The 12,731-nt window shown below is 30.4% G+C and carries 15 protein-coding genes, 1 pseudogene and 1 riboswitch; of the genes and pseudogenes, 2 read left to right on the plus strand and 14 right to left on the minus strand.

What is annotated here, in order from left to right:
* Nucleotides 1-298, plus strand: a pseudogene (locus BR82_RS17285) (ISNCY family transposase); the annotation flags it as partial.
* A gap of 76 nt (nt 299-374) precedes the next feature.
* Here BR82_RS17285 and BR82_RS0112885 read toward each other — a convergent pair.
* From BR82_RS0112885 to BR82_RS0112905, 5 genes are all read right to left on the minus strand, one after another.
* Nucleotides 375-617 (minus strand): stage VI sporulation protein F, encoded by a 243-nt coding sequence (locus BR82_RS0112885; RefSeq protein WP_024721890.1) that lies wholly within the window; start codon nt 615-617, stop codon nt 375-377.
* A gap of 39 nt (nt 618-656) precedes the next feature.
* Nucleotides 657-1,661 carry an NAD(P)H-dependent glycerol-3-phosphate dehydrogenase gene (locus BR82_RS0112890; protein WP_027090518.1) on the minus strand — a complete coding sequence of 335 codons (1,005 nt, stop codon included), beginning with the start codon at nt 1,659-1,661 and terminating at the stop codon, nt 657-659.
* A 61-nt stretch (nt 1,662-1,722) separates the two neighbouring features.
* On the minus strand, nt 1,723-3,027 hold the full coding sequence (gene der / locus BR82_RS0112895) for a ribosome biogenesis GTPase Der (protein WP_027090519.1): 1,305 nt from the start codon (nt 3,025-3,027) through the stop codon (nt 1,723-1,725).
* A 1-nt stretch (nt 3,028) separates the two neighbouring features.
* Entirely contained in the window at nt 3,029-3,697 is a 669-nt protein-coding gene (gene cmk / locus BR82_RS0112900; RefSeq protein WP_027090520.1) for a (d)CMP kinase, read from the minus strand.
* A 44-nt stretch (nt 3,698-3,741) separates the two neighbouring features.
* The gene (locus BR82_RS0112905; protein ID WP_027090521.1) at nt 3,742-4,617 is read right to left on the minus strand and encodes a hypothetical protein; all 876 of its coding nucleotides are present in this window, start codon (nt 4,615-4,617) and stop codon (nt 3,742-3,744) included.
* Between the two features lie 120 nt (nt 4,618-4,737).
* Between BR82_RS0112905 and BR82_RS0112910 the strand changes: the two genes are divergently transcribed.
* Nucleotides 4,738-4,914, plus strand: coding sequence for a ferredoxin (locus BR82_RS0112910; RefSeq protein WP_027090522.1), 177 nt, complete (start codon nt 4,738-4,740; stop codon nt 4,912-4,914).
* Nucleotides 4,915-4,953: 39 nt separating this feature from the next.
* Here BR82_RS0112910 and BR82_RS0112915 read toward each other — a convergent pair whose 3' ends face one another.
* The 9 genes from BR82_RS0112915 to rpsU all read right to left on the minus strand — a co-directional run bounded on the left by BR82_RS0112915 (nt 4,954) and on the right by rpsU (nt 12,290).
* Nucleotides 4,954-5,313 (minus strand): methylglyoxal synthase, encoded by a 360-nt coding sequence (locus BR82_RS0112915; protein WP_024721884.1) that lies wholly within the window; start codon nt 5,311-5,313, stop codon nt 4,954-4,956.
* Nucleotide 5,314: 1 nt separating this feature from the next.
* Nucleotides 5,315-5,959 (minus strand): ECF transporter S component, encoded by a 645-nt coding sequence (locus BR82_RS0112920; protein WP_027090523.1) that lies wholly within the window; start codon nt 5,957-5,959, stop codon nt 5,315-5,317.
* 77 nt (nt 5,960-6,036) lie between these two features.
* Nucleotides 6,037-6,149, minus strand: a riboswitch (FMN riboswitch).
* 75 nt (nt 6,150-6,224) lie between these two features.
* The gene (locus BR82_RS0112925) at nt 6,225-7,958 is read right to left on the minus strand and encodes a S1C family serine protease (RefSeq protein WP_240474565.1); all 1,734 of its coding nucleotides are present in this window, start codon (nt 7,956-7,958) and stop codon (nt 6,225-6,227) included.
* A gap of 98 nt (nt 7,959-8,056) precedes the next feature.
* Complete coding sequence (locus BR82_RS0112930) at nt 8,057-9,283, minus strand: sensor histidine kinase (protein WP_027090525.1); 1,227 nt, start codon at nt 9,281-9,283, stop codon at nt 8,057-8,059.
* Nucleotides 9,276-9,950 (minus strand): response regulator transcription factor, encoded by a 675-nt coding sequence (locus BR82_RS0112935; RefSeq protein WP_027090526.1) that lies wholly within the window; start codon nt 9,948-9,950, stop codon nt 9,276-9,278. The genes BR82_RS0112930 and BR82_RS0112935 overlap by 8 nt, the downstream gene beginning before the upstream one ends.
* Nucleotides 9,943-10,899: a PhoH family protein gene (locus BR82_RS0112940; protein WP_027090527.1), complete on the minus strand. Its 957-nt coding sequence runs from the start codon at nt 10,897-10,899 to the stop codon at nt 9,943-9,945. The genes BR82_RS0112935 and BR82_RS0112940 overlap by 8 nt, the downstream gene beginning before the upstream one ends.
* A complete protein-coding gene (locus tag BR82_RS0112945; RefSeq protein WP_027090528.1) occupies nt 10,900-11,820 on the minus strand; it encodes a sporulation protein YqfD in 921 nt (306 codons plus the stop codon).
* A complete protein-coding gene (locus BR82_RS0112950; protein ID WP_027090529.1) occupies nt 11,817-12,008 on the minus strand; it encodes a YabP/YqfC family sporulation protein in 192 nt (63 codons plus the stop codon). The genes BR82_RS0112945 and BR82_RS0112950 overlap by 4 nt, the downstream gene beginning before the upstream one ends.
* A 99-nt stretch (nt 12,009-12,107) precedes the next feature.
* The gene (rpsU, locus tag BR82_RS0112955) at nt 12,108-12,290 is read right to left on the minus strand and encodes a 30S ribosomal protein S21 (RefSeq protein ID WP_003534573.1); all 183 of its coding nucleotides are present in this window, start codon (nt 12,288-12,290) and stop codon (nt 12,108-12,110) included.
* Nucleotides 12,291-12,731: the final 441 nt, after the last annotated feature.

The raw sequence follows: 12,731 nt of genomic DNA on the forward strand, positions 1-12,731 counted from the left end.
AAATAAGATTTATATCCCTACAACAGATAGAGATATTCCTTGCTTCTTTAAGAACAAATCTGATTGTATGGTTATTGAAGCATTTGATGGAAAGTTGTATGTCAATGTATTAGATAATATCTATATTATGAAAGAAGTTCCTGAACACGAAAAATATTCAAAGGAATTTGATACTATTCCAAAGGAAAAGAAACCAAAGAAAAAATATATTCCTCCTCTTGATCATCCTTGGAGAAATGATGATTTTCTTGGGTTCCTTGCAAAACAGAAGCATCGTGAAAACGGTGCTAATGTTTAACTTTTTTTAAGACATTTTCAATTTTGCTTGACACCTAAAAAATACTTGTTTTTATCGTTTATTTTACACTAATATCCTATACCATCTTATCAATATCACGAGGAATTTTATTAGTCTTGATCATTGAAACCAATTTATCAATTTTCCCTGGACTGATGGATTTATTAGTCACTTTTGCTACCGAAACAATAAAATCTCGAATATCATTTTCATTATTTAAATCTTTAGATTGTAAATCATTGGCTAATTTTAATATTTCACTTTTATTAACATTAGTCTTCTTTACAACCTTATCTAAAAAAATATCTTCATCTTTCATATTATCACCACTATATAATATGAAATAATTCAAATAACGTTACCCTTCTATCTTTAATTCCCTTTTCATCAATTGCTGGATCTCACGCTTTGGTTCATGATTATTATATAATACATTATATATAGCATTAATAATTGGTAATTCAATATCATCATATTTTTTAGCATCTTCATAAATGACCCGACAAGTTCTTATTCCCTCACAAGTCTTTTTGTTATTCTTCATAAAAGATCGGGCATCATTAGTTTTACCAATTTCAAGTCCTGCCTGAAAATTTCGCGAATGAATTGATGAACAAGTAACAATCAAATCACCAACTCCAGTAAGTCCCATATAAGTTTCTAATTTACCGCCTTTTTTCGTTCCATAACGAACCATTTCAGCTAATCCCCGAGTTATTAAAGCCGCTTTTGTATTGTCACCATAGCCAAGTCCACATAACACTCCCGCAGCTACCGCAATTACATTTTTAATTGCCACACCATATTCAGCTCCAACTTCATCAGTCAAACGATACACTCTAAAATAGTCATTAGAAAATAATGTCTGTACATCTTGAGCTGCTTTTTCATCCAAAGAGACTGCACAAACAGTTGTTAACATTCTAATCACTACTTCTTCTGCATGACTAGGACCAATCAGCGAAACGACGGGATTGATCAAACTTTCGTCCAAAACACTGCGGATCGTATCTGACATCCGCATATTTGTTCCTAGATCAAATCCTTTAGAAGCATTGATAACTGTAATCTTTTTCTTAATAAAAGGTTTTACCTGCTGTAATGTTTCTTTAACAAATTGAGTAGGAATCGTAATCAACAAATAATCTATATCTTTCATCGCTTCTTCTAAATTATTAGTTGCTTTAATTTCCGTTTCTAAAGACACATTTTCAAAAAAAGCACTGTTTTGATGATTGATATTTATATCATCGATTTGATTTTGATCGATCCCATACATCATTATCTCATTTTGATTATCAATTAAAACTCTACTTAAGGCAGTAGCCCAGCTGCCCGTACCTAAAACTGCAATTTTACTCATAATTACACATCCTTATATTATTGTATGTATATTATAACAAACATCTTTTTAAAGTACACTACTAATCTCTTTTTCGACAAATAATGTGAATTGGTGTACCTTCAAAGCCAAATGCTTCTCTTAAACGATTTTCTAAATAACGTTTATAACTAAAATGCAGATATTGAGGATCATTAACAAATAAAATAAAGGTAGGTGGGCAGGTACTTACTTGATTTGCATAAAAAATCTTTAGTCTACCACCATTAAAAGTTGTCGTTGGATTGATTGCCTGGGCATCAACCAAAACATCATTTAAAACACTCGTTTGAACTCTTTTATTAGAATTAGTATAAGATTCCTGGATCATCGGGAATAACTGTTGAACTCTTTGATGAGTTTTTGCTGATAAAAAAATAATCCGGGCATAATCTAAATACTTAAACTGCGTGCGTAATTCTTTTTCTTTTTTCTGCATCGTTTTTTCATCTTTTTCAATCAGATCCCATTTATTTACAACTAAGATCACACCTTTACCAGCTTCATGAGCATATCCAGCAACGTGTTTATCTTGTTCAATGACACCACGATTCCCGTCGATTACAACAACAATAACATCACTTTTTTCAATTGAAGATAAAGCTCTTAATATTGAATATTTTTCAACATTTTCATAGACTTTACCCTTTTTTCGCATTCCGGCTGTATCAATGACCCGATACTTTTGACCATCTTTTTCAAAAGCAGTATCAATAGCATCACGTGTTGTTCCTTCGATATTTGAAACGATGACTCGCTCTTCGCCTAAAATCGCATTAGTAAGAGATGATTTACCAACATTAGGTCTACCAATGATTGAAAAGCGAATCTCATCTTTATCAAATTCTTCTTCTGTGAAATCCAATTTTTTAATAATTTCATCTAATAAATCACCGATTCCAATTCCATGGCTTCCAGATACGGGAATTGGATCTCCCATCCCTAAGCTATAAAAATCATAAATATCATTAATAAAAGAATTATCATCAATTTTGTTAACGGCTAATAAGATCGGTTTTTTAGTTCTTTGTAATAATCTTGCAACATATTCATCTTCTTGAGTGACACCTTCACGACCATTAACAACAAAAACAATCAAATCAGCTTCTTCAATGGCAATTTCAGCCTGCATTTTAATTTGCGCAGTAAAAGATGCATTCTTAAGTTCGATTCCACCAGTATCAATCAATCTAAATTCTTTTGTCAACCATGTAGCTGTTGCATAGATTCGATCTCTAGTCACACCAGCAACATCTTCAACGATAGAAACTCTTTCCCCAACAATTCGATTAAATATTGTAGATTTACCAACATTTGCTCTCCCTACGATTGCAACTACTCCAGCCATCTTATCCCTCACTTTCCTTTTGTTTAACTAATTTTAATACTTCATCGACTACTTCTTCAATCCTTAAATCTGAAGTATCTAAAACAATGGCATCATCAGCTTTTTTTAATGGCGAGATTTTACGATTCATATCTTGATAATCTCGCTGTTCAATATCATTTTTTATAGTTTCTAAATCAGCAGGCAGTCCCCGCTGTCTATTTTCTAAATAACGGCGCATAGCGCGAGTTTCCACACTAGCACTTTGATATATTTTAAGCTCAGCATCAGGCAAAACAACAGTTCCAATATCACGACCGTCTAAGATTACACCACCAGCCTTAGCCATTTGACGCTGCTGCTTAACTAAAAATTCTCTAACATCTTGATAACTTGAAACTTTACTTGCTGACATCGACACTTTATCTTGACGAATTTCATTACTAACATCACGATCATTTAAATAAACTCGGTTTTCACTATCCATTGTAATCTTGATATCTTTTAAGACTTCAGATACCGCTTGTTCATCACCTAGATCAATATTGTTTTGTAAACAATAATAACCAACACAGCGATACATCGCTCCTGTATCAATATATACATAATCTAATTTTTTCGCAACAATTTTAGCGATACTGCTTTTACCGGCAGCACTTGGTCCATCGATTGCAATTGAAATCTTCTTCATATTATCCTCCCTCTTTCTTGAAAAAAACTAAGGTGAACCTTAGTTTAAAAGAATAACTGGTATCCTATCATACCACATAAACAAATAAATACAATAATTAAAAATATAATTACATAATTTAAAACATTAACAATACGATCATTTTTCTTTTTCTCAACCACTTCAACACGGCTCCCATCATCTTTTTCTTTACTTTCAGTTTGGACAACCGTTTCATTTTTAATCGTTTTTATATTGTCATCTTTTTCTTTTTGCTGTAAAGCTTTTTCTACTTCACGCTGATCTTTTTCCTTGATCTGACGTAACATATCTTCTAAAGAAGCAGTTTGTTCAGGTACCTCATTATTTTCATCTTCATGAACATTTGTCTCTTCTTCTAAAATGATCTTTGCTTTTTTGGCATCTTCAGCCGGTGACATGCTTGCTAAACGCTCCATCAAAGTCATCTTCTTTTTAGCTTCTTTATCTTCTGACTGTTCCGTGTTTTCTAAACCCTCAGCTTCTTTATCAGGATTTACAAAATATCCTTTAGAAAATTGGGAGGTAGCAACATTATCAAACTTCTCAATTCGAACTACTTGTTTTTCCGGCTCTCTAATTTTATTTAAAATATCCATTCTTGTATTATATTGTGCTTCTTTTCCAACACCAGCTTTAGCACTACGCAAAGCTCGATTAATTTCTTCGCTGCTTTCTTGGCGCATCTGTTCAAATGTCTTAGCTTCTGTTAGTGTATCTTCGATTTCTTTTTTTTCATCTTTATTTCCAAAAAGTCGATTGACAGATGTTAAAAATTCATCTTCTTCATCAATGTCTATCATTGTATCAATTTCATCGTTTATATTATCGCGAGTTATTCCAGCTTCGTCTTTTAAACCGCTTCTTAAATTACGATATTTATCAATTCGTGAATTAACCACACTTAATCACCCTTTCAACGAACATTATAGCATACTTTTTAAGTAATTCCTTTATAAAATAATGGAAAATATATTTAATTTAGGCTATAATATGAGAGTACAAAAAAGGAGGAATTTATAATGGCTAAAATTACAGTAAATGATTCTTGTATTGGTTGTGGGGCTTGTACAGCTGTTGCACCTGATGTTTTTGAATTAGGTGATGAAGGTTTAGCAGTTGTAATTGGTGAAGATAACACTGATGGAGCTAAAGAAGCTGCTGAAAGCTGTCCTGTTGAAGCAATCGAAGTTGAATAATTTATAAAAAACCAATCGTTTTTGATTGGTTTTTTTATCTTATAAAGATTTCAATAACATTAATGCGGTTGCTTTATTTGAGGCTAATGGAATATAGTGCACATCACATAATCTCATCAAAGCATTTATATCAGGCTCATGGGGCTGCGCTGTAAGTGGATCACGGAAAAAGAAAACCATATCCATCTGACCTAAAGCAATTAAGTTTCCAATCTGCTGATCACCACCATATGGTCCTGATAAAAAACGTGTTACTTGTAAATCAGTATTTTCCATGATCTTTTTACCAGTTGTCCCAGTGCCATATAAATTATGTTTTGCAAATAATTTTTCGTTTTCTTTAACAAAATCAATTAATTCTGTTTTCTTTTGATCATGTGCTATCAAAGCAATATTCATCTTATCCCTCCTTGAATTTAGATTCTATTGGTCTTACTACATAATAAACAATAGCACTAATAACTCCTTTAATAAAGTTAAATGGGAAATAAATTATAAAAATCGCCTGTCCATAAGGAGATAAAAAATTTAAAAACCCAGGTATAGAAATATTTGTTCCATACTGCTGATTAAAAGAATTTATATCTAACGCAAAAGGTAATTCACTATACCATGTCGGTTTTTGCATTAAATATGTTGGTGTTACAAACAAATAATTTAATATAAACAAAACGATTGCAAATATTAACATCGTTATAAACATATTTATAATATATGTTAGCCATTCTTTCTTTAATTTTAAATTTTGGGATAAAAAATAATATACACAACAAATCGTCAAAGAAGCAATCAACGCTGTAATTTGACCAATCGCAATTGGGCCAACCGGCCCTTTAAATAATATTGAAACTAAAAACTTACAAACGCAAACAAATAATGCCGATTTAAAGCCCAGCATTGAAATTGCCATGATCACGACAACCTCTGATAAATCCAAATTCAGCCATGGTGCAAAAGGATATGGAATTTCCAATAATCCCAATATCATTCCTAAAGCAGCCAAAGCAGCTGATAAAACTAATTTTCTTGTCTTAGTAATTTCCATAATAATCTCTCCTTAAATAAAAAAATATCATGAAAATACTAATCTCCATGACAAAAGTACATATATCATTAACTAATAAATGTCATTCTTCCATCCAGACTTTACTGTCGGTGTAGGAATTTCACCTACTCAGCTTGCGCTCGCGGACTATACCGCCGGTCGGGAATCACACCCTGCCCTGAAGACTTTCTTTTCTCTTAGAAATATATCATATTTATCTTTTATTTACAACAAAAAGGTGCTGTTTTTACCAGCACCTAATAAATTATTGTTCTCCTAAAGTTACTTGAACTGTTTTTTCACTACCATTACGATTAATTACTACAGAAACTTTATCACCTGGTTCTTTTGCATATAATGCAGTTAAGAAACTCTTATAAGTAGTAATTTTTTCACCATCAAATTCAACGATAATATCGCCTTCTTGAATACCAGCTTGACTAGCAGCTCCTCCACTACTTACTTTAACAACGTAAATACCATCTGTTAAATCTGTATTAATGCGATAGTAACGTAATTGATAGCTAGAATATCCAGATAAAGAAACACCAGAAATTCCAAATTGTGGTCTTGTAACTTTTCCATTTTCAATAATTTGTTCAACACTTTTAATTACATCATTAATAGGTAAAGCAAATCCCATTCCTTCAACTGATGTATCAGATAATTTCATTGAAGTAATTCCGACTAATTCTCCAGCCATATTGACTAAAGCTCCTCCACTATTACCAGGATTAATAGCAGCGTCAGTTTGAATAACGTTCATATCCCAATCATCTTGACCATCATCATTTAAATCTACAGACACAGTACGATCTGTTCCACTAACAATACCTTGAGTAACAGTACCAGCATATTCAATTCCTAATGGACTACCGATTGCTAAAACTGTTTCTCCTTTATCTAATAAACTTGAATCACCGCATTTAATTGCGCTCAAATCAAAATCAGCTGTTAATTTTAATACTGCAATATCGCTATAACTATCACTACCTAAGACAGTCGCTGCAACTGATTCCTGATTAGAAAAAACCACCTGAACTTCACTTGAACCTTCAACAACGTGAGCGTTAGTAATAATATAAGCATCTTTACCATTAACGCGATATACTACACCGCTTCCGCTACCACTTGCTGAACCATTTGAATAAACCAATACTCCAACAACGCTATCACTAACTTTATCAATAACATCACTTGTAGAGCTCTTAACGTCATAATTAACCTGCTCAACATTTGCTCCACTACCTGATAAAACATTTGAACTGCTATTATTTAATTGTGTAAACATAAAGATATTAACTCCTAATGAAACTACAACTAAAATAACTAAAACTATTTGAAATAATTTAAAATTATCTTTAGTAGTTCTATTTTTGTTTTTCTCTATTCTTGTTTTCATTGGTTCTGGACCATATGATGAATTTGGCATTTCAGATTCATTATCAATTACTTTATCTGATCTATAGTTAGATGTTGCTTCATGTGAGACATTTTCATCAATCACTTTTTTATTTTCATATCCTTTCGATGTATTTTCATTAGTTATTTCCTCTAGAGTTTTTTCTGATTCAAAATTAGATATTACTTCTGATGACTCACTTCCTTTTGATATGTTATTTTCAATCACATCTTCTTTTATTGAAGCTTCATTACCTTCTAAATTAGACGCTGTCTCTTGAATCTCATTTTCTTTCAATACATCTTCTTTAGCTGCTTCTTCTAATTTAAAGTTTGATATTACTTCTGGTGACTCACTTTCTTTTGATATATCATTTTCAATTATATCTTCTTTTAACGAAGCTTTTAAATTTGACACTTCTTCTTGGCCTTCGTTTTCTTTCGATATATCTTCTTTAATCACATCCTCTTTTATTGTAGTCTTTTCAGCTTCTAAATCAGACATTTCTGCTTGATCTTTTTTAGATTCTTGCGGCTTATTTTCAACTGTTTCTTTTTCATCTATTAATTCACTTTCATTACGATTTTTGTCTTCCATTTTAAACACTCCTTTACTTTACAAAAACATCATAAATAAATAATTTGTTCAAATTATTTTTATATTGTGTGAAAATACGGTTTATTTGTAAAGGATCTTTATTTCTTCTCTAAAATCGGTAAAGTTATTAAAAAAGTTGAACCAATTCCTAACTCACTTTCTACTTCGATTTTACCATTATTCAATTCTACCATTCTTTTTACGATACTTAATCCTAACCCCGTTCCAAGTTTTTTACTTCTAGACCGATCAACTTGAAAGAAACGATCAAAAATCAAAGGTATATCTGCTTTAGAAATTCCAATTCCTTCATCCTGTACTTTGATCATTAAATTTTGATTATCATCATAGGCTTTTATTGAAATAACACCGGAATTAGAATACTTTATTGCATTAGAAACCAAATTATTAAGAACTGTTTTAATTGTAGTATCATCCAGCATTAGTTCATGAGATATTTTAGTTTGATAAATCAATGATAAATGTTTATCTTTAGCAAGCGGTTCAAATAATTCCACAGTATCTTTTATTAATAAATTTACATCAATTAATTTTGGTGATAAAACTACTCGAGGCTGTTCTAAACGTGAAAGTTCCAAAATATCTTCAATAATATTTTGCATGCGATAACTTTCTTTTAAAAGTATACCCATAAATTCATCAAAAGTTTCCTTATTTTGAATCCCTTCTTTTTTTAAAATCTCAACACTACCAATAATCGCACTCATTGGTGTCTTTAATTCATGAGAAATGTCGGAAAAGAATTGTTTTTGCATTTTTTCGATTTCTTTAACTTGAGAAACATCTGTGAACAAAATAATACTGCCATCAAATACAATATCATTTCTAAATACCGGCGTCGTTTCAATTTGATAATAGCGCTCATCAATCGTCATAACAGTTGAAAACTTACGTTCAAAAATATAACTTTGATCAACAACATTCAATAACTGTCCCTTAAAAATATCTTTATAATATTTACCCCGCAAATGTTTTATATTAAATGCTTCTCTAAAACTTTGATTTGTAAAAATTATCGTTCCATCTTTATTAATAAAAATCATTGGTAAATTCATTGTCTTAATTAATGAATTAAGTATTTTATGATTAAAATCTTTTTCGCCTTCAACTTCTCTTATCTCATTTTCTTTTTCACGACAATAAAAATCGATTTGATGTAAATATGTTGAATTAGTATCATAAATAATATACAACACCACCAATGTAAAACCTGTCAAATAAACAAATGTGTAGCTATTATCCCATATCAATAAAATACAAACAACAATAAATGAAAAAATAACTTTTTGATAATTTTTATTCATCTTTCTTCACCAGTTTATAACCAACTCCTCTTACAGATTGAAAACATGCTTGACTTTCTTTTAATTTAGATTTCAACTTAAAAACATGAATATCAACCAGTCTAGTATCACCATCATAATTAAAATTCCAAATTTTCATTAATAACTCCTGCCGTGACAAAACTTCTTCTTTATTATCTAAAAACATCTGTAATAAATCATATTCTACTTTAGTAAGATTTATTTTATTTTCACCAACATAAACCTCATGCTTAGTAAGATCCATTTTAATATCTAAATACTTTAAAATTCCTTTGAAATGTTTATGATAACGACGTAAATGCGCTTCTATTCTAGCAATTAAAATATTAGCTTGAAAAGGTTTCGTCAAATAATCATCAGCACCCGATTCAAGCCCCAAAATTATATCATCTTGATCACTTCTAGCAGTAAGCAGGATCATTGGTTTGATATAGCCGCTATCACGACATTCTTGAATAATTTTTATCCCATCTTTATACGGTAACATCCAATCCACTAAAATCAAATCATAATCATTAGTAAGTATTTTTTGACACGCATCTTTACCATCATAAAGACTATCTACCTGATAGTCTTTATTTTTTAATTCATGACTTAATATTTTATTAATAGACATATCATCTTCAATAATTAATATTTTATTCATTTTTCCCTTCATACCTTTCAATAATTCTTTGAACAACAGGATGTCTTACTACATCCATCGCTGTTAAATGAACAAATGAAATACCTTTAACGTCTTTCAAAATTTTTAGAGCTTTTACTAACCCTGATTCAACTCCACGCGGTAAATCAATTTGTGTAATATCCCCTGTAATAATCATTTTTGAATTAAATCCTAGACGTGTTAAAAACATCTTCATTTGATTATCTGTCGTATTTTGGGCTTCATCTAAAATAACATACGCATCTTCTAAAGTACGTCCCCGCATGTAAGCAAGAGGAGCAATTTCAATTACTCCTTTTTCAATTAATCTTTCTGTCTGCTCTAAGCCAAGCATATCATGCAAAGCATCATATAATGGTCGTAAATAAGGATCGACTTTTTCTTTTAAATCACCTGGCAAAAAGCCTAAATTTTCCCCTGCTTCTACAGCTGGTCTTGTAAGAATGATTTTCTTTACAATATTATTTTTTAAAGCATCAACAGCAAAAACTACAGCTAAATATGTTTTTCCTGTTCCCGCTGGTCCAATTCCAAACACGACATCATTTCTTTTTAAAGCATAGTAGTACTCCTTCTGTCCTAAAGTTTTGGGATATATCATCTTGCCACTTGCCGTTTTTGTAATTCTAACATTATATAATTCATTAATTCTACTTAAGTTATCTTCTTTAGCTAATTTCAATGCATAGACCACATCTCTACGCGTAATATTGATTCCTTTAGAAATCAGCCCCAGCAAAGCAGCAATCACGTTTTTAGCTTTTTTAAAATTATCATTATTTTCTCCAGTTAAACTTAGTTCATCACCACGAAGTGATATTTCTACCCCTAAAGCTTCTTCAATCATTTTAAAATTCTCATCATGATTTCCACAAAAATTATTTAATTGAGCTATACTATATTCTTCTAATTTAACTTGTTCTGTCATTTAATTCTCCTCTTTTGTTGCAATATCTTCAATTAATATATATTGCATTTTTAATACTCTCTTGCCATCAATTATACCATAAGATAAAACTTTTTCTCTATCTATTTTATCAATAGTACCTAATTTAGCACGAATTGTATATAGTAAATAACTAAACCCTTCGGCCTCGTCCATTTTTTTCTTATCAATACTTGCTTCATAATCAATATAAGTATAAGCTTTGATGATTCCCTGGGTCTCTATGATCTTATCAGCTTCACTGGTTGAAGTAATTGTATTAGATACCAATAAATCGCCCTTTTTTACATAATCATTAACTTTTACCATAATATTGCCACTACTTACATCTATCTCCTGAATTACCCCATCTTTACTAGCATATATATTTTCAAAACTTTTTTTCATTTTTTTGGCACTAACACTATTAGTATATTTAACAAACAGAACACTGCCTTCTTGATAGATATTCAAATAATCTATTTTTCCTTTAAATTTTTCTTTCATATCATCATAAATATCATTCAATTGTTCGTAAGAGCGTTTTTTATCACCAATACCGATATGATTATCAGATAAAACCTCATTCACTAATTTTGTCGTACTTGGATTATTCCCAATTATTTCTACTCTAAAAATAAACTGATTACACAAAAAAATAGTTAAAATAAAACTAATGACCCCAATCATGCTCAATTTACGATAAAACAGTAATAATAAATAATATAAGATCCCTACACTTTTTATAACTGTTAAATGATATTTTCTAACTTGTATTCTTTGATAAATAGGAAGGTAAAATCGATATGTAAAATCATCGATTTTATTTAATTGAAACACTGTTATATGATCGTCTTTAAATGACTTTAACAAAGTAATAATATCCTCTGTAACTACTTCATATAAATCATATCCAAATTTCATATAAATTTTAAACAGTCAATCTTCCCATAAATAATGACTTCTTGATCACTATAATATCTAATTTCTAAATCTTCACCCGTTACTCTAAGAATATTATTCTTCATCTTTATTTCAATAATGTTATTTTCCAACAGCATCAAACACTCATAAAATTTAATTGATAAGCATTTATTTTCCATATATATCATCAAATCACCTATCTAATTATATGATTTGTTTTTAACTAAATGCGTTTATTTTAATTAAATTCTTTTATAAATAAAAAAGGGCTTGAAAGCCCAAATTTTTTATCTTTTACCTTTGTTGTTTTTTCTTGCTGCTTCAGATTTTAATTTTCTTTTTAAACCTGGTTTAACATAAAACTCTCTTTTACGAGCTTCTGCAAGGGTTCCTGTTCTAGAAACTTGTCTTTTAAAACGACGTAAAGCATCATCTAAAGATTCATTTTCTCTTACTACAGTTTTTGCCATCGAACTATTCCCCCCTTTAACTCTAAAGTACGTACTTATTATATATATATTTTTTGTTAATTGCAAGAAAAATAAAGAAAAAGATGAGGTAATGTTTAAAATTAAGTTACTATTCACAGTATAAGAAAAAAGTTATTCACAAATTTTAAAAAGTAAAATACTCAATAATGACGATATAAGAGCTGTTTATCATGACAGTTCTTTTTTGTGTGGTTTATTGATTATTATCACAGCTGTATGCCTATACGCTTTTTTTCTATACCTTTATCATCTCTTTTTACTTTTTATATCAGATGACCAGAAAAAAAGTTATTCACTTTTTCATGCCATTGACCATTCTTTCTGATTATGGTTTAATCATCTTAGAGGTGATATATATGTCAGAAAAAAATATGGATTTCTATGATCTCTATTGTCAGGAGGTTCTCAAAAATGAGCAGC

This window comes from Thomasclavelia saccharogumia DSM 17460, from assembly GCF_000686665.1.
Classification (GTDB): domain Bacteria; phylum Bacillota_I; class Bacilli_A; order Erysipelotrichales; family Coprobacillaceae; genus Thomasclavelia; species Thomasclavelia saccharogumia.